The 16781-nt window shown below is 67.2% G+C and carries 15 protein-coding genes; 9 read left to right on the forward strand and 6 right to left on the reverse strand.

All coding sequences use genetic code 11. The features are described from left to right. From ACFWP0_RS29095 to ACFWP0_RS29110, 4 genes are all read right to left on the reverse strand, one after another. On the reverse strand, positions 1 to 1161 hold the full coding sequence (locus ACFWP0_RS29095) for an ABC transporter substrate-binding protein (RefSeq protein WP_377848156.1): 1161 nt from the start codon (positions 1159 to 1161) through the stop codon (positions 1 to 3). A gap of 31 nt (positions 1162 to 1192) precedes the next feature. Next, positions 1193 to 2017 (reverse strand): alpha/beta fold hydrolase, encoded by an 825-nt coding sequence (locus ACFWP0_RS29100; protein ID WP_377848157.1) that lies wholly within the window; start codon positions 2015 to 2017, stop codon positions 1193 to 1195. Beyond that, a complete protein-coding gene (locus ACFWP0_RS29105; RefSeq protein ID WP_377848159.1) occupies positions 2014 to 3573 on the reverse strand; it encodes a benzoate-CoA ligase family protein in 1560 nt (519 codons plus the stop codon). Before ACFWP0_RS29105 ends, ACFWP0_RS29100 begins: the two co-directional genes overlap by 4 nt. A 74-nt stretch (positions 3574 to 3647) precedes the next feature. Beyond that, a complete protein-coding gene (locus tag ACFWP0_RS29110; protein ID WP_377848160.1) occupies positions 3648 to 4121 on the reverse strand; it encodes a DUF4863 family protein in 474 nt (157 codons plus the stop codon). A 178-nt stretch (positions 4122 to 4299) separates the two neighbouring features. Here ACFWP0_RS29110 and ACFWP0_RS29115 point away from each other — a divergent pair, with 178 nt between their 5' ends. From ACFWP0_RS29115 to ACFWP0_RS29135, 5 genes are all read left to right on the forward strand, one after another. Then, positions 4300 to 5208 (forward strand): helix-turn-helix transcriptional regulator, encoded by a 909-nt coding sequence (locus ACFWP0_RS29115; RefSeq protein ID WP_377848162.1) that lies wholly within the window; start codon positions 4300 to 4302, stop codon positions 5206 to 5208. 191 nt (positions 5209 to 5399) lie between these two features. Then, on the forward strand, positions 5400 to 7058 hold the full coding sequence (boxC, locus tag ACFWP0_RS29120) for a 2,3-epoxybenzoyl-CoA dihydrolase (RefSeq protein WP_377848163.1): 1659 nt from the start codon (positions 5400 to 5402) through the stop codon (positions 7056 to 7058). A gap of 37 nt (positions 7059 to 7095) precedes the next feature. After that, entirely contained in the window at positions 7096 to 8523 is a 1428-nt protein-coding gene (boxB, locus tag ACFWP0_RS29125; protein WP_377848165.1) for a benzoyl-CoA 2,3-epoxidase subunit BoxB, read from the forward strand. 54 nt (positions 8524 to 8577) lie between these two features. After that, positions 8578 to 9813: a benzoyl-CoA 2,3-epoxidase subunit BoxA gene (gene boxA / locus ACFWP0_RS29130; protein WP_377848167.1), complete on the forward strand. Its 1236-nt coding sequence runs from the start codon at positions 8578 to 8580 to the stop codon at positions 9811 to 9813. Positions 9814 to 9887: 74 nt separating this feature from the next. Beyond that, the gene (locus ACFWP0_RS29135) at positions 9888 to 10331 is read left to right on the forward strand and encodes a MaoC family dehydratase (protein ID WP_377848169.1); all 444 of its coding nucleotides are present in this window, start codon (positions 9888 to 9890) and stop codon (positions 10329 to 10331) included. A 66-nt stretch (positions 10332 to 10397) separates the two neighbouring features. Here the strand turns inward: ACFWP0_RS29135 and ACFWP0_RS29140 are convergent, their stop codons facing one another. Both ACFWP0_RS29140 and ACFWP0_RS29145 read right to left on the reverse strand, forming a co-directional pair. Next, positions 10398 to 11591, reverse strand: coding sequence for an acyl-CoA dehydrogenase (locus ACFWP0_RS29140; protein WP_377848171.1), 1194 nt, complete (start codon positions 11589 to 11591; stop codon positions 10398 to 10400). 130 nt (positions 11592 to 11721) lie between these two features. Continuing rightward, positions 11722 to 13404, reverse strand: coding sequence for a thiamine pyrophosphate-binding protein (locus ACFWP0_RS29145; protein ID WP_377848173.1), 1683 nt, complete (start codon positions 13402 to 13404; stop codon positions 11722 to 11724). 167 nt (positions 13405 to 13571) lie between these two features. Here ACFWP0_RS29145 and ACFWP0_RS29150 point away from each other — a divergent pair, with 167 nt between their 5' ends. The 4 genes from ACFWP0_RS29150 (at position 13572) to ACFWP0_RS29165 (ending at position 16734) form a co-directional block, all read left to right on the forward strand. Continuing rightward, on the forward strand, positions 13572 to 14477 hold the full coding sequence (locus ACFWP0_RS29150; RefSeq protein ID WP_377848175.1) for a LysR substrate-binding domain-containing protein: 906 nt from the start codon (positions 13572 to 13574) through the stop codon (positions 14475 to 14477). A gap of 16 nt (positions 14478 to 14493) precedes the next feature. Further along, on the forward strand, positions 14494 to 15477 hold the full coding sequence (gene xerD / locus ACFWP0_RS29155) for a site-specific tyrosine recombinase XerD (RefSeq protein WP_377848177.1): 984 nt from the start codon (positions 14494 to 14496) through the stop codon (positions 15475 to 15477). A gap of 50 nt (positions 15478 to 15527) precedes the next feature. Continuing rightward, the gene (gene ybaK / locus ACFWP0_RS29160; protein WP_377848179.1) at positions 15528 to 16016 is read left to right on the forward strand and encodes a Cys-tRNA(Pro) deacylase; all 489 of its coding nucleotides are present in this window, start codon (positions 15528 to 15530) and stop codon (positions 16014 to 16016) included. Between the two features lie 139 nt (positions 16017 to 16155). Beyond that, positions 16156 to 16734: a DJ-1/PfpI family protein gene (locus ACFWP0_RS29165; RefSeq protein ID WP_377848181.1), complete on the forward strand. Its 579-nt coding sequence runs from the start codon at positions 16156 to 16158 to the stop codon at positions 16732 to 16734. The last annotated feature ends 47 nt before the right edge of the window (positions 16735 to 16781 follow it).

Raw genomic sequence — 16781 nt, forward strand, 5'->3', positions numbered from 1 at the left:
CTAGAGCTTGCAGCCGCGGGCGGGATCGGCCAGCTTCTGCACGGCCACCTCGACGACCTTGTTCTCCAGGCCATCGACGCGGCGCAGGTAGATGTCCTGCACCGGGTTGCCCGCCGCCGACAGCGTGAACGGGCCGCGCGGGCTGTCCACCGTGGCGCCGCGCATCGCGCGCCGGAAGTCTTCCTTCTTGGCGAAATCGCCCTTTACGGCGGCCAGGCCGGACTGCATCAGCTGCGCGGCGTCATAGCCCTGCACGGCGTATACGTCCGGCTGCGCCTTGTAGGCCTTGGAGTAGTCGGCGCGGAAGGCGTTGTCGCGCGGGGTGTTCAGGCCGTCGGCGTAGTGCAGCGTGGTCAGGAGGCCCTGCGCCGATGCGCCCTGCGCCTGCAGGGTGCCGTCGGTCAGGAAGCCGGAGCCGTACAGCGGAATCGTCTTGTCCAGGCCGGCCGCATGGTAGTCCTGCACGAACTTCACGGCGCCGCCGCCGGCAAAGAAGGTGAACACCATGTCGGGCTTGAGCGCGGCGATCTCGGTCAGGAGCGATTGGAACTCCACGTTGGGAAACGGCAGGCTCAGTTCGCGCACGACCTTGCCGCCGGCCTTCTCGAAGCCCTCCTTGAAGCCGCCGATGGCCTCGTCGCCCGCCGCGTACTTCCAGGTGATGGTGACGGCCGTCTTGTGCCCCTTGGCCCGCGCCACCGGGCCCATCGCGTACGCGGGCTGCCAATTGGTGAACGAGGTGCGGAAGATGCCGGGGCCGCACAGCGGGCCGGTGATTGCGTTGGCGCCCGCGTTGGTCACGATCAGCGTTGTGTCGGCGTCCTTGGCGGCCTTGGCCAGCGCCATCGCCACGCCCGAATGCACCGTGCCGATCAGCACGTCGACCTGGTCGCGCTTTATCAGGCGGTTGGCGTTCTCGGCCGCCTTGGCCGGGTTGGACTCGTCGTCCACCTTGAAGTATTCGATTTCACGCCCGCCCAGCTTGCCCCCCTGTTCGGCGACATACAGCTTGAAGCCATTCTCGATGGCGACGCCAAGCGCCGCGAAGGTGCCGCTGTAAGGCAGCATGAAGCCGACTTTGAGCTTGTCGGCCGCCTGTGCGCCGCCGGCGGCGAGCATCAGGGCTGCGGCCAGCGCAGCCCGGGTCAGGGTGTGGTTCATGGTTTGTCTCCGTGCTTGTTATGGGCCTGGGTCAGCCGGGTTTGTCCAGCGCGCCGACAAAATCGGCGACGGCCTGGATGACGGTGTCGGGCTGGTCCTTGTGCGGCGAATGCCCGCAGTCTGGAATCTCCAGCAATTCGGCCTGGGGCGCGCGGCGGCGGATGCCGCGTATCTGCTCCAGGGTGCCGTACTCATCGTCCACCCCCTGGATGGCGAGCACGGGGCAGGCGATCCGGGACAGGTGGTCTTCAATGTTCCAGCGGCGGAATTCCGGATCGAGCCAGATGTCGTTCCAGCCCCAGAAGGCGGAGTCCGGGTCCGCGTGATGGCGGCCCAGCCTGGCGCGCAGGTCCGATTCCAGATAGGCCCGGCGCGCCAGCTCGATGTTCGACACGGAGACGTCTTCGACGAAGATGTGCGGCGCGGCCACCGCGATGCCGGCCACCGCGCCAGGGTGCATGGCGGCATAGAGCAACGCGATCGAGCCGCCGTCGCTATGGCCGAACAGCACCGGCTTGTCCGCCTTCGCGTCCACCCCCAGCGCCGCGAACAGCGCGGGCAGCGCCTCGCGCGCCTCATGGTGCATGAAATCCACGGGCCATTTTTCCTGCGGCGGCCGCGCCGTCGACTGTCCATACCCGTAACGGGAATACACCAGCCCCCGGCAGCCGGCCGCGTCGCACACGCGCCGCGGCCAGTCTTTCCACATGGACACCGAGCCCAGCCCTTCGTGCAGGAAGACCAGCAGCGGGGCCTGCCGGCGCCGGGGTTCGATCCACTGGCATTCCAGGCGCATGTCGCGCCCGCGCGCGCGGATGTCGGCAAAGACCGTTTCGGCCACGGCGGTTGCGGTCATAGCGTCGTCTCTTCGAGCTGCCGGAGCCGGAACCGCTGTATCTTGCCCGTCGCGGTCTTGGGCAGCTCATCCATGAAATTGATCTGGCGGGGGTACTTGAACGGCGCCAGGTGCTGCTTCACGTAGCGCTGCAAGGCGGCCCCGGTCTGGGCGTCGGGCTCGAAGCCCGGGCGCAGCACCACATAGGCCTTGGTCTTGACCAGCCCGTCGTGGTCCGGCGCGCCGATCACGGCCGCCTCCAGCACGGCTTCGTGCTGGATCAGGATGTTCTCCACCTCTACCGGGGAAACGTACTGGCCGCTGACCTTGATCATGTCGTCGCTGCGGCCGGCGTAGGTGTAGTAGCCGTCCTGGTCGCATACGTACTTGTCGCCGCTCTTGAGCCAGTCGCCCAGGAAGCACTGGCGCGTCTTGTCGCGGTTGTTCCAGTACATCAGCGCGGCGCTGGGGCCCTTGATGTAGAGGTCGCCGATGGCGCCGGGGGCGACGGGCGCGCCGTTGTCGTCGCGCAGCTGCACTTCGTAGCCGGGCACGGGCTTGCCCGTGGTGCCGTAGCGCAGCTGCCCGGACTGGTTGGATATGAAGATGTGCAGCATCTCGGTCGAGCCGATGCCGTCCAGGATTTCACAGCCGAAGTGGCGCGTGAAGCGTTCGCCGATGTCGCGCGGCAGGGCTTCGCCGGCCGACGTGCAGACCCGCATCGACACCTGTTCGCGCGGCGGCAGCTCGGCGGAGGCCAGCATGCTGGCGTACAGCGTGGGCACGCCGTAGAACACCGTGGGGCGATGGCGGGTCAGGCGCTGGAAGACGGCTTGCGGGGTGGGGCGTTCGGCCATCAGGATGACGGTGGCGCCCACCGACAGCGGGAAGGTCAGGCCGTTGCCCAGGCCATAGGCAAAGAACAGCTTCGCGGCGGAGAACACCACGTCGGTTTCCTGGATGCCCAGCACGGGCTTGGCATAGAGCTCGGCCGTGTGCCAGAGGTTGCCGTGGGTGTGCACAACGCCCTTGGGCTTGCCGGTGGAGCCGGATGAATACAGCCAGAAGGCGATCTCGTCGGACAGGGTGCGCGCCGCGGGCGCGAGCGGCGATCCGGCCAGCAGCGATTCGAATTCGTGCGCGCCGTCGGGCAGGGCGGCGGCGGGCTGCGACACGACCAGGTGCTCGATGTCGCCCGGCGCCTGCGCCATCGCCGCCTGCAAGACGGGCAGCAAGGCGCCGGACGCGAAGACGGCGCGCACGCGGCTGTGCGCAATGATGTACGCGTAGTCGTCCGGGGTGAGCAGGGTGTTCACGGCCACCGGGACCACGCCGGCATGCAGGGCGCCCAGGAACGCCACCGGCCAGTCGGCCGTGTCCTGCATCAGCAGCAGGATGCGTTCCTCGCGCCGCAGGCCCAGCCGGCGCAGGGCGCCGGCCATGCGGGCCACCCGCTCCGCCAGTTCGCCGTAGGTGATCTGGCGGGTGTCGTCGATATAGGCGGGCTTGGCCGCGCGGGGCGCGTTCAGCGCCGCCAGATGGCTGGCGAAGTTGAGTTCGGCGGGACAGGTGTTCACGGTTGTCTCCTGAAGTCCTGGTGGGCGGTTGCCCTGCCTGTGTTTGTTGTTTGGCGGCAGGGGCGGGCGTCGGGCTAGCCGGAACGCGTGAATTCGATGGCGCCGCCGGGCAGCAGGTACAGCACCAGGGCGCGGCCCTGCGTGACGGTCGGGCTGTGCGCGCTGCCGGGGCCGTAGACCAGCCAGCCGGCGCCGTGGCCGTCAAAGCGGGCGTCGCCGGTCAGCGGCATGATCATGTCGATCTCGCCATTGGGATGCGTGTGGTGGGGGCCGGCCAGGTCGTCCATGTCGACGACGTCGACCGAACAGCCTTCCAGGTCGGGCGCCGGCTTGATGACGCGGCCGTAGCGGATGCCGCCGCCCTCGCGGCTGCACATCCAGCCGTCCGCCACTCCCTGCCTGCACGCCGCGAAGATGCTCTGGAACAGTTCGCTTTGCGGACCGGCGTCGCGGTTAAGCCGCGCCTGCAGCACGGCATCCAAAGGCTGGCCGGCCGTCAGGCGCGTGACGTCGCGCATCAGGGCATGGAATTGGTCTGGCGTGCTCACCTGGCGACTCCTTTACACTGTCGGCGCTTCAGAATCGATATGAAATCGACTGCTGTTTTTTTGCACCTGAACGGCTTTGAACTCGATGAATGGAAAAATAGTGCTTCCTTTGATTTGGGTCAAGCACTATAGTGCATAAAAGAGCGGTAATCAGGGTATTTGCGGAGTCAGGCCAAACATGAATCAAGCGCTAGACGCGGCGCCAACCGAACCCCGGCGGGAAGTCTTCCTGGTGGCATTGGGCGAGCGCGTGCGCCGCCTGCGGGCCATACGCGGCATGACGCGCAAGGGGCTGTCCCAGGTCACCGGCGTGTCCGAGCGCCATCTGGCCAACCTTGAGCATGGGGTGGGCAACGCGTCGATCCTCGTGCTGCTGCAGATCGCCAAGGCATTCAACTGCGCGCTGGCCGAACTCGTCGGCGACGTGACCACCGAATCGCCCGATTGGCTGCTGATCCGGGAACTGCTCAGCGGCCGCACGGAATCCGACCTGCAGCGCGCCCGCGAAGCCCTGAGCCAGTTGTTCGGGGTGGGGGCGGGGGCGCAACGGCCCAACCGCACCCAGCGCGTGGCGCTCATCGGGCTGCGCGGCGCGGGCAAATCCACGTTGGGCCAGATGCTGGCCGACGACCTGGGCTATCCCTTCGTGGAGCTGAACCGCGAGATCGAGCGCGTGGCCGGCTGCGGCATCCTGGAAATCCATAATCTCTACGGCCCGAACGCCTATCGCCGCTATGAGCGGCGGGCGCTGGAAGAGGCCGTGCAGATCTACCCGGAAATGGTGCTGGCCACGCCGGGCGGACTGGTGTCCGAACCGGCCACGATGAACCTGTTGCTGACCCACTGCTATACGGTATGGCTGCGCGCCACGCCGGAAGAGCACATGGGCCGCGTCATGGCGCAAGGCGACTTCCGGCCCATGTCGGGCAACAACGAAGCCATGGCCGACCTGAAGCGCATTCTTGCCGGCCGCGAGGCCTTCTACGCCAAGGCCGACCTGACCTGGGTCACCAGCAACCTGGAAGTGCAGGAGAGCTTCGCCGGCCTGCGCACGCAGGTGCGCAAGGCTTGCGGCCTGCCGCTGTAGGCGCCTCGTCCTTCCCGCCATTGCAAGGCCGCCCATCGGGCGGCCTTTTTTGCGCCTGGCGGGTGCAGGCAAGAAACTGCACTTTTATGCCTATCTTGCTTGACGCTGATTTTTTTCTGCACTAATCTGCACAATAATTCATGTGATGCAGTATTTTTCCTGTCCCGACAGGGCGTACGAGGAGACACACTATGAGCAGCACCGTTAGCCGGGTTGATTTCCGGACCGAGCCCGGGCAGTACCGCCACTGGCGCCTGACGTTCGACGGCCCGGTCGCCACGCTGGCCATGGACGTCGCCGAAGACGGCGGCCTGCGTCCCGGCTACAAGCTGAAGCTGAACTCCTACGACCTGGGCGTGGACATCGAGCTGCACGACGCCCTGCAACGCATCCGGTTCGAGCATCCCGAAGTGCGCAGCGTGGTCGTCACCAGCATGAAGGACCGCATCTTCTGTTCCGGCGCCAATATCTTCATGCTGGGGCTGTCCAGCCACGCCTGGAAGGTGAACTTCTGCAAGTTCACCAACGAAACCCGCAACGGCATCGAAGACTCCAGCCGCCATGGCGGCCTGAAGTTCATCGCCGCGCTGAACGGCGCCTGCGCGGGCGGCGGCTACGAGCTGGCCCTGGCTTGCGACGAGATCCTGCTGATCGACGACCGGTCTTCGGCCGTGGCGCTGCCCGAAGTGCCGCTGCTGGGCGTGCTGCCCGGCACGGGCGGCCTGACCCGCGTGACGGACAAGCGGCGCGTGCGCCACGACCACGCGGACATCTTCTGCACCCTGGTCGAAGGCGTGCGCGGCCAGCGGGCCAAGGACTGGCGGCTGGTCGACGACCTGGTCAAGCCCGCCCGGTTCGAGGCCGCGGTGCGCGAGCGGGCGCTGGCGCTGGCGCAAGGCAGCGACCGTCCCGCGGGCGAACAGGGGGTTGCCCTGACGCCCGTGGCGCGCACCGAAAGCGCCGACAGCCTGTCCTACCCGTTCGTGGACATCCGGCTCGACCGCGAAAAGCGCCAGGCCACCTGGATCGTGCGCGCGCCGCAGGCGCCGGTCGAGTCGGAGCTGGCGGACATCCTGGCCGCGGGCGCGGGCTGGTGGCCCTTGCAGATGGCGCGCGAACTGGACGACGCCATCCTGACCATGCGCACGAATGAGCTCGACATCGGCACCTGGATCCTGAAGACCGAGGGCGACCCCGAGGCCGTGCTGGCCGCCGACGCCGCGCTGCAGCGGCATGCCGGCCACTGGTTCGTGCGCGAGACCGCCGGCATGCTGCGCCGCACGCTGGCCCGCCTGGACGTCACCTCGCGCAGCCTGTTCGCGCTGATCGAGCCGGGCTCGTGCTTTGTGGGCACCTTGCTGGAACTGGCGCTGGCTGCCGACCGCAGCTACATGCTGGACAACGAGGACGACGCCGCGCCCGCGCGCATCGTGGTGGGCGAGCGCAACTTCGGCGCGTATCCGCTGGTCAACGGCCAAAGCCGTCTGCAGCGCCGCTTCTATGAAGAGGTCCAACCCCTGGAAGCGGTGCGCGCGCGCGGGGGCATGCCTCTGTCAGCGGCCGACGCGCTGGAGCTGGGACTGGTCACCTATGCGCCTGACGCCATCGATTGGGACGACGAGGTGCGTATGGTCCTGGAAGAGCGCCGCGCGCTGTCGCCGGACGCGCTGACCGGGCTGGAAGCCAACCTGCGTTTCGGTGGCCAGGAAACCATGGAGACGCGCATCTTCGGCCGGCTCACCGCCTGGCAGAACTGGATCTTCAACCGTCCCAACGCGGCGGGCGACAAGGGCGCGCTCAAGCTGTACGGCAAGGGCGAGCAGGCGGCATTCGACTGGAACCGGGTCTGACGGCCCGCCTCCATCCCCAAGGAACAGGAGCGAGACAATGTCTGGAATCAACTACACCGACAAGATACCCAACAACGTCAATCTGTCCGGCGACCGCGCCCTGCAGCGCGCGCTGGAGCATTGGCAGCCCAACTACCTGCAATGGTGGCAGGACATGGGCCCCGACGGCTCGCACGGCTTTGACGTGTACCTGCGCACCGCGGTCAGCGTGGAGCCCGACGGCTGGGCCAACTTCAACCACGTCCGCATGCCCGACTACCGCTGGGGCATCTTCCTGGCCCCGCAGGACGGCCAGCGCAAGATCCACTTCGGCGAGAACATGGGCCGCGACGTATGGCAGGACGCGCCCGGCGAACACCGCGCCAACCTGCGCCGCATCATCGTCACGCAAGGCGACACGGAGCCTGCGTCCATCGAGCAGCAGCGCCATCTGGGCCTGACCGCGCCGTCCCAGTACGACCTGCGCAACCTGTTCCAGATCAACGTGGAAGAAGGCCGGCACCTGTGGGCCATGGTCTATCTGCTGCACCGCTACTTCGGCCGCGACGGCCGCGAGGAGGCCGACGCGCTGCTGCAGCGCAGCTCCGGCGATTCGGACAACCCGCGCATCCTGGGCGCCTTCAACGAGAAGACGCCCGACTGGTTGGCGTTCTACATGTTCACCTATTTCACCGACCGCGACGGCAAGTTCCAGCTCTGCGCCCTGGCCGAGTCCAGCTTCGATCCGCTGGCGCGCACCACCAAGTTCATGCTGACCGAAGAGGCGCACCACATGTTCGTGGGCGAATCCGGCATCTCGCGCACCATCCAGCGCACCTGCGAAGTGATGAACCAGCTGAAGACCGACGACCCGGAAAGCGTGCGCGCGGCGGGCGTGATCGACCTGCCCACCATCCAGCGCTACCTGAACTTCCACTACAGCGTCACCATCGACCTGTTCGGCGCGGACCAGTCGTCCAACGCGGCCATCTTCTATGGATCGGGCCTGAAGGGGCGCTACGAAGAAAGCAAGCGCACCGACGACCACCAGTTGAAGAACGACACCTATCGCGTGCTGACCGTGAACAACGGCAAGCTGAACGAGATCGAGGTGCCGATGCTCAACGCGCTGAACGAAGTGCTGCGCGACGATTTCATCCGCGATTCCGTGGCCGGCATCGGCCGCTGGAACAAGGTCATCGAAAAGAGCGGCATTCCCTATCGACTGCAGGTGCCGCACAAGGCGTTCAACCGCCAGATCGGCACGCTGGCCGGCATCCGCATGTCGCCCGAAGGCGAGATCCTGTCCGAATCGCAATGGCAGGCCAACCAGCACAAGTGGCTGCCCACGCCGGAAGACCGCGCCTTCGTCGCGTCGCTGATGGGACGGGTGACCGAGCCCGGCAAGTTCGCCAACTGGATCGCACCGCCCGTCATGGGCATCAACCGCCAGCCGGTGAATTTCGACTACGTCCGTTTCAACTGAAGGCGGAAAGGGCGGCGCGCGCTTGCGGGCCGCCCGCGCATTGGGAAGACCGCGATGAACGCCCCGTTACCCGTAGAAGTCCTGAAGCAGCATCTGATCGACCCCGAGATCTGCATCCGCTGCAACACCTGCGAAGAGACCTGTCCGGTCGACGCGATCACCCACGATTCCAACAACTACGTGGTGGATCCCGAGGTCTGCAACGGCTGCATGGCCTGCGTGCCGCCGTGTCCCACGGGCTCCATCGACAACTGGCGGCTGATGATGCGAAGCGAGGCGTACTCGGTGCAGGAGCAGTTGGGCTGGGAAGAGCTGCCGCAGGAAAAGGCCTTGCCGGAAGCCGCCGCCTCCGAACCCGTGGCGGCGGTTCCCGAGGCCGCCCCGGCATCCACGCCCGCGGCGTTCGCCGTACCCGGCGCTTCCGTGCCCCCATGGTCCGCCGCGCACCCCTACGTGAACCTGTACACGCACAAGACGCCCATGACGGCAACAGTAGTGGGCAACTACCGCGTGACGGGCGCGGATACGGAAAGCGACATCCATCACATCGTGCTGGACTTTGGCGAGCTGCCCTTCCCGGTGCTCGAAGGCCAGTCCATCGGCATCCTGCCGCCCGGGGTGGACGCGCAGGGCCGGCCGCAACACGCGCGCCAATACTCGCTGGCCAGTCCGCGCGACGGCGAACGGGCGGGCTACAACAACCTGTCGCTGACGGTCAAGCGCGTTACCCAGGACCACGGCGGCGCGGCCGCGCACGGAGTGTGCTCGAACTACCTGTGCGACCTGGCCAAGAACGACACGGTGCAGGTGATCGGCCCCTTCGGCCATACCTTCCTGATGCCCAACCATCCGCGCGCCAACCTGATCATGATCTGCACCGGAACGGGTTCCGCGCCGATGCGCGCCATGACCGAACGCTGCCGGCGGCGCATCGGCACGGGCGAGGTCGGCAAGCTCATGCTGTTCTTTGGCGCCCGCACCGAACGCGAGCTGCCGTACTTCGGCCCCTTGATGAAACTGCCGCGCGACTTCATCGACATCAACCTGGCGCTCTCGCGCGAGGCCGGCCAGCCCAAGCGCTATGTGCAGGACCTGATCCGCGAACGCGCCGTCCAGGTGCGCGAATTGCTGTCCGACCGCAACACCTGCATCTACGTGTGCGGCTTGAAGGGGATGGAAGTCGGCGTGCTGGACGCCTTGCGCGAGGTGGTGGTGCAGGCGGGCGAGGATTGGTCTATCCTGCATGATGTGCTGCGCCGCGAAGGCCGGCTGCACTTCGAGACGTACTGAGTCCTACAACACATGCGTGACGATCGGCGCGCCTGGGCGCGCCGATTTCGTTTGCAAAAGGGGGAAAGTCAAACATGAAGTTCGCCGAATTCAAGGACGGCATGCTGATCAAGGCCGGCCCGATCACCGTGACGGAAGCGGAGATCCTGGAGTTTGCCCGGAAGTTCGATCCCCAATGGTTTCACACCGACCCGCAGCGCGCCGCCGAAGGGCGTTGGGGCGGACTGATCGCCAGCGGCTGGCACACCTGCGCGCTGGCCATGCGCATGGCGGTGGACGCCGCCCTGCATGACTCCGAATCCTTCGGTTCGCCGGGGCTGGGCGAAGTGCGCTGGCGCACCCCGGTGCGGCCCGGCGACACCCTGCGCCTGGAAGCGCGCGTGCAAGGGGCGCGCACCTCGTCGTCGCGTCCGGACCTGGGCATCATCACCTGGGCCTGGACGGTCCTGAACCAGCACGACGAAGGCGTGCTGGAACTGGATGCGACCAGCTTGTTCGACCTGTCGGGGAACAACTAGGCGCGTCGCCCGCCCATGAAAAAGCCGCCCGACCGGGCGGCTTTTCCGTCTAGGCGGGGCAGGCGATCAATAGAACGCCTGGATGCCCGTCTGCGCGCGGCCCAGGATCAGGGCGTGCACGTCGTGGGTGCCTTCGTAGGTGTTGACCACTTCCAGGTTCACCAGGTGGCGGGCCACGCCGAACTCGTCGGAGATGCCGTTGCCGCCCAGCATGTCGCGGGCCAGGCGGGCGATGTCCAGCGCCTTGCCGCAAGAGTTGCGCTTCATGATCGAGGTGATCTCGACGGCGGCGGTGCCTTCGTCCTTCATGCGGCCCAGGCGCAGGCAGCCCGCGAGCGCCAGCGTGATCTCGGTTTGCATGTCGGCCAGCTTCTTCTGGATCAGCTGGTTGGCGGCCAGGGGGCGGCCGAACTGCTTGCGGTCCAGCGTGTACTGGCGGGCGGTGTGCCAGCAGGCTTCAGCGGCGCCGATGGCGCCCCAGGCGATGCCGTAGCGGGCGGAGTTCAGGCAGGTGAACGGACCCTTCAGGCCGGACACGCCGGGCATCATCTGGTCGGCGGACACTTCCACTTCGTCCATGACGATTTCGCCGGTGATCGACGCGCGCAGGCCGACCTTGCCGTGGATGGCGGGAGCCGACAGGCCCTTCATGCCCTTGTCCAGGATGAAGCCGCGGATCTTGCCGTCGAAGTCGCCGCCGACGCACTTGGCCCACACCACGAACACGTCCGCGATGGGCGAGTTGGTGATCCACATCTTGTTGCCGGAAATCTTGTAGCCGTCGGACGTCTTGACGGCGCGGGTTTCCATGCCGCCGGGGTCGGAGCCGTGGTTGGGTTCGGTCAGGCCGAAGCAGCCGATCCACTCGCCGCGGGCCAGCTTGGGCAGGTACTTCTGCTTTTGCGCTTCGCTGCCGAATTCGTTGATCGGCACCATCACCAGCGACGACTGCACGCTCATCATCGAGCGGTAGCCGGAGTCGATGCGTTCGACTTCGCGGGCGATCAGGCCGTAGCTGACGTAGTTCATGCCCGCGCCGCCGTATTCGGCGGGGATGGTGGCGCCCAACAGGCCGAGCTCGCCCATTTCGGAGAAGATTTCCGGGTCGGTCTTCTCGTTGCGGAAGGCGTTCAGGACGCGCGGAGCCAGCTTGTCTTGCGAGTAGGCATAGGCGGCGTCGCGCACCATGCGTTCTTCGTCGGTCAGTTGCTGGTCCAGCAACAGGGGGTCTTGCCAGTGAAAAGAGGGGTTCGAGGACATGCTGGGTCTCCGTTATGGGTTTCCGTAGCCGGAATCTAGAAAGTTTAAACCTAAAGTAATTGGGGCGGCAAGTTGGGGTTTGCACGGCGGGCCACCTGGGCCGGCGCCGGCTTTGCCGCCCGTTCGCGTATCAGTGCTGGGCCTTCAGTGCCGCGTCGCGGATCTTTTCCAGGGTCGTCGACGGGGTGATGGTTTCCGGGTCGATGAAGCAGTGCAGGATCGCCGGTTTGCCGCTGGCCAGCGCCCGCTCGAAGGCCGGACCGAACTGCTCGGTGGTCTCGACGCGTTCGCCGTGGCCGCCAAAGGCGCGCGCATAGTCGGCGAAGTCCGGGTTCTTGAGTTCGGTCGCGGAGACGCGGCCGGGGTAGTGCTTTTCCTGGTGCATGCGGATCGTGCCGTACATGCCGTTGTCCACCAGCACCACGATGATCGGCAGGTCGTACTGCACGGCGGTGGCGAATTCCTGGCCGTGCATCAGGAAGCAGCCGTCGCCCGCGAAGCAGACGACGGTCTTGTCGGGCCAGACGCGCTTGGCGCCCACGGCCGCCGGCAGGCCGTAGCCCATCGAGCCCGAGGTGGGCGCAAGCTGCGTGCCAAAGCGGGTGAAACGGTGGAAGCGGTGCAGCCAGGTGGCGTAGTTGCCCGCGCCGTTGGTCATGATCGCGTCGGCCGGCAGCGTCTTTTCCAGATAGGCCATGACCTGGCCCAGCTGCAGCGCGCCCGGCGTGGCGATGGCTTCGGGGTCGCTCCATTTCAGGTAGGACTCGCGCATGGCCCGGGTGCCTTCGGCCCAGACGGGCTTGGCCGGCGCCTTCAGGCCGGCCAGCGATTCGGCGAAGGCGGCGGGCGAGGTATTGATGGCGAGGGTGGGGCGGTACACGCGCCCCAGCTCGGCGGTGTCGGGATGCACATGGACCAGCTTTTGCTTGGGCACCGGGATGTCCAGCAGCGTGTAGGCCTGGCTGGGGTTCTCCGACATGCGGCCGCCGACCAGCAGGATCAGGTCCGCGTCGGCCACGCGCTTGAGGAGCGCGGGATTGATGCCCAGGCCCACGTCGCCGATGAAGCAGGGGTGGTCGGCCGGAAATAGCATCTGGCGTCGGAACGACACCGCGGTGGGCAGGGCATGCAGCTGCGCGAAATCGGCGAATTGCTGCACGGCGCGGGCATCCCAGCGCGTGCCGCCCAGGATGGCGACCGGGTTCTTGGCGTCGGCCAGCAGCTTTTCCAGGTCGGCCAGCTGGCCGGCCGTGGGGGCGGATTCGATCAGTTCGTAGCGCGGGGCGTCGGCCACCTTGGCGGCTTCGACCAGCATGTCCTCGGGCAGGGCGATCACGACGGGGCCGGGACGGCCGGAGGTGGCGATGTGGAAGGCGCGCGAGATCAGTTCGGGAATGCGTTCGACCTGGTCGATCTCGGTGACCCACTTGGCCTGTGTGCCGAACACGGCGCGGTAGTCCATTTCCTGGAAGGCTTCGCGTTCGCGCATGCCGCGTTCGATCTGGCCGACAAACAGGATCATGGGGGTGGAGTCCTGTTTGGAGATGTGCACGCCGGCCAGCGCGTTGGACGCGCCCGGGCCGCGGGTCACCATGCAGATGCCGGGTTCGCCGGTCAGCTTGCCGTGGGCATCGGCCATCATGGCCGCGCCGCCTTCCTGGCGGCACACCGTGACCTTGATGTCGGCGTCATGCAGGCCGTCCAGCACCGCCAGGTAGCTTTCGCCGGGGACGCAGAACACATGTTTGACGCCCTGGGCGACCAGCTGGTCGACCAGAATGTGACCGCCAAGGCGGGAATCTTGCTGGGGCATGGTGGTGTCGTGGTGAGCCGAGAATAAGACTCCCGAGCATATGTTCCCTGAGCGCACAACGCAATTGATAAAATTGCACAATCTATTGATCCCCTGGCACGTAGTGCCTGTTGCGCCGCCGCTTGCGGCGCGCCCGGCCCGGGCCGGTTCCTGGCGGTATCCGCACCATGAGAAACGGCATTCCCAATCTGACCGCCCTGCAGGCGTTCGAAGCATCGGCCCGGTTGGGCAGTTTTTCCCGCGCGGCCGAGGAACTGTCCCTGACGCACAGCGCGGTCTACCGGCAGGTCGCCAGCCTGGAGGCGCGGCTGGGGGTGCAGCTCTTTACCCGCGTGCGGCGGCGCATCGTGCTGACCGACCACGGGGCGGAATATGCGGGACGCATCCGCCACCACCTGGACCAGATCGAAAAAGACACCTTCGGGCTGGTGAGCCGCACCGGCATGGGCCGCAGCATCCATATCGCCGTGGTGCCCACGCTGGCCACGACCTGGCTCATCCCGCGCCTGGCGGATTTCCAGCGCGAGCACGGCGACATCACCGTGAGCCTGTCGGTGCGCACGCTGCCCTTCCAGTTCAAGGACCAACCATTCGACGGGGCGCTCTATCACGGGGACGGCTTATGGCCGGGCACCCAGGGCGTGCTGCTGTTCCCCGAGCGGGAGCTGGTGCCGGTCTGCGCGCCGGAACTGGCGGCCCGCGTAATGGAACCGGGCGCGAGCGCCCTGTCCGGCATGACCCATCTGCACCTGGCGTCCCGGCCGGACGCCTGGCGGCAGTGGTATGGCGCCAATAACCACCTGTACGGCCCCAAGGCGGCGGGCGGGCCGCGCTACGAGCTCTTCACCATGGTGATGGCGGCGGTGCAGGCCGGACTGGGGGTGGGGCTGATGCCGCGCTTCCTGGCGCAGCCCGCGCTGGACCAGGGCGCGCTGGCCATGCCGGTGCCGCAATCGCTGACGGTCAGCCAGGGGTATTACTTCGGCTATCCGCAGCGCAGCGACCGTTCCGAGGCGCTCAAGCTGTTCGAGACCTGGCTGAAGTCGGCCGCCGCGGGCGTGGGCGAACGCTGAGCCGTAAAATCCCGCCATGTCCACACCCCGCCAGCCGCTCGCATCCCAAGCCGATATCGACGCCTTCATCGACGCCGTCTGGCTGGAGGACGGCCTGGCGGCCAACACGCTGGCGGCCTACCGCCGCGACCTGACCGGCTTTGCCCGCTGGCTGGAGGACCCCGAGGCCTACGCCCGGGAAATGGCCGACCGCCACGGCGAGGCCGCCGGCGCCCACGCGCTGCCCGTTGGGCCCGCCAAACCCTTGTGCGACGCGCAAAAGGCCGACATCGAAGCCTGGTTCGCCTTCCGCCACGAGGAAACGCGCGCGACCACCGCCAACCGCCGCCTGGCCGCGCTGCGCCGGTTCTACGCCTGGGCCCTGCGCGAACACCGTTCCGAGCGCGACCCTTGCCTGACGCTGATCGCCGCCAAGCAGCCGCCGCGCATGCCCAAGACCTTGTCCGAGCAGCAGGTGGACGCCTTGCTGCGCGCGCCCGACCTGGGCCAGGCCCGCGGGCTGCGGGATCGCGCCATGCTGGAGACGCTGTACGCCACGGGCCTGCGCGTGTCCGAGCTGGTCGGCGTGCACGCCCTGGACGTGAGCCTGAACGAGGGCGTGGTGAGGGTGGTGCAGGGCAAGGGCGGCAAGGACAGGCTGGTGCCGCTGGGCGCGGAAGCAGCGCACTGGATAGACCAGTATCTGAAGACCGCCCGTCCCGAACTGGCGGCGGGGCGCGTCAGCGATGCGCTCTTTATCACCGGCCGCGCCGAAGCGATGTCGCGGCAGGCGTTCTGGCAACTGGTGAAGAAGTACGCCTTGCTGGCCGAGGTGCATGCGCCCTTGTCGCCCCACGTGTTGCGGCATGCGTTCGCGACGCACCTGCTGAACCATGGCGCGGACCTGCGCGTGGTGCAGATGCTGCTGGGCCATGCGGACATCTCCACCACGCAGATCTATACGCACGTGGCGCGCGAGCGCCTGAAGGCGCTGCACGCGGCCCACCATCCGCGCGGCTAGCCGCCACGGCATTCTCTTTTTACACATTCCCTTTTGAATCCGGCATTCCCATGAGCAAAGCCCGCCACGTTTCCGAAACGCCCGCTACCCAGTTCCTCAAGCAGAACAAGGTGGCCTACACGGAGCACACCTACGACTACGTGGACCACGGCGGCGCGGGCGAGGCCGCGCGCCAGCTGGGCCTGGATCCGCACGCGGTGGTCAAGACGCTGGTGATGGAAGACGAGTCGGCCAAGCCGCTGATCGTCGTCATGCATGGCGACCGCGAGGTCTCCACCAAGAACCTGGCGCGCCAGGCCGGCCTGAAGAAGGTGGAGCCCTGCAAGCCCGAGGTCGCGCAGCGCCATTCCGGCTACCAGGTGGGCGGCACCTCTCCCTTCGGCACACGCAAGAAGATGCCCGTGTGGGTCGAGGCCGAGGTGCTGGAGTACCCGGTGGTCTACATCAACGGCGGGCGGCGCGGCTACCTGGTGGGGATAGATCCCAAGGTGCTGGTCAGCGTGCTGGGCGCCAGGCCGGTATCCGTGGCGCTGGAGTAGGGCCGGCCCGGCATCCGTGGTATCCCGCTACCACCTCGCGCCCCGCTGGCGCAGGCACAATGGACCGAGAACATCAAGAACCGGGCCCCGGACTGTCGGGCGCGCAACCGGCCGCCACCCTCATCCCAAGGAGACAATCATGAGCAAGAGACTGTTGATGCTGGTCGGCGATTACGCCGAAGACTACGAGACCATGGTGCCGTTCCAGACGCTGCTGACGGTGGGGCACACGGTGCACGCGGTCTGCCCGGACAAGAAGGCCGGCGACACCGTCGCGACGGCCATCCATGATTTCGAGGGCGCGCAGACCTACACCGAAAAGCGCGGCCACAACTTCGCGCTGAACTACGACTTTGATCGCGTCGAGCCCTCGTCCTACGACGGCCTGGTGATACCCGGCGGACGCGCGCCGGAGTACCTGCGGCTGAACGAAAAGGTGCTGGATATCGTGCGCGCCTTCGACCAGGCCAGCAAGCCGATCGCAGCCGTATGCCACGGCGCGCAGCTGCTGGCCGCGGCGGGCATCCTGAAGGGCCGCACGTGCTCGGCCTACCCCGCGTGCGCGCCGGAAGTCCGGCTGGCGGGCGGCACCTACGCCGAGATCGGCATCGACCAGGCCTACACCGACGGCAATCTGGTGACGGCGCCGGCCTGGCCCGCGCATCCCGCGTGGATGGCGCAGTTCCTGGCGGTGCTGGGCACGAAGATCTCGCTCTGACCGCAACGGCTTGAACGAGCAAGGCGCCTGGAGCGGCGGCAAGTGCC

The organism is Achromobacter sp. NPDC058515 (assembly GCF_042721735.1).
Classification (GTDB): domain Bacteria; phylum Pseudomonadota; class Gammaproteobacteria; order Burkholderiales; family Burkholderiaceae_B; genus Achromobacter.

Bases quoted from the DNA above. Each gene is read 5' to 3' on its own strand.
- boxB (WP_377848165.1), top strand. From the start codon at position 7,096: ATGTCTGGAATCAACTACACCGACAAGATACCCAACAACGTCAATCTG.
- ACFWP0_RS29115 (WP_377848162.1), top strand. From the start codon at position 4,300: ATGAATCAAGCGCTAGACGCGGCGCCAACCGAACCCCGGCGGGAAGTC.
- ACFWP0_RS29140 (WP_377848171.1), bottom strand. From the start codon at position 11,591: ATGTCCTCGAACCCCTCTTTTCACTGGCAAGACCCCCTGTTGCTGGAC.
- ybaK (WP_377848179.1), top strand. From the start codon at position 15,528: ATGAGCAAAGCCCGCCACGTTTCCGAAACGCCCGCTACCCAGTTCCTC.
- ACFWP0_RS29100 (WP_377848157.1), bottom strand. From the start codon at position 2,017: ATGACCGCAACCGCCGTGGCCGAAACGGTCTTTGCCGACATCCGCGCG.
- ACFWP0_RS29150 (WP_377848175.1), top strand. From the start codon at position 13,572: ATGAGAAACGGCATTCCCAATCTGACCGCCCTGCAGGCGTTCGAAGCA.
- ACFWP0_RS29145 (WP_377848173.1), bottom strand. From the start codon at position 13,404: ATGCCCCAGCAAGATTCCCGCCTTGGCGGTCACATTCTGGTCGACCAG.
- ACFWP0_RS29095 (WP_377848156.1), bottom strand. From the start codon at position 1,161: ATGAACCACACCCTGACCCGGGCTGCGCTGGCCGCAGCCCTGATGCTC.
- xerD (WP_377848177.1), top strand. From the start codon at position 14,494: ATGTCCACACCCCGCCAGCCGCTCGCATCCCAAGCCGATATCGACGCC.
- boxA (WP_377848167.1), top strand. From the start codon at position 8,578: ATGAACGCCCCGTTACCCGTAGAAGTCCTGAAGCAGCATCTGATCGAC.
- ACFWP0_RS29165 (WP_377848181.1), top strand. From the start codon at position 16,156: ATGAGCAAGAGACTGTTGATGCTGGTCGGCGATTACGCCGAAGACTAC.
- ACFWP0_RS29135 (WP_377848169.1), top strand. From the start codon at position 9,888: ATGAAGTTCGCCGAATTCAAGGACGGCATGCTGATCAAGGCCGGCCCG.
- boxC (WP_377848163.1), top strand. From the start codon at position 5,400: ATGAGCAGCACCGTTAGCCGGGTTGATTTCCGGACCGAGCCCGGGCAG.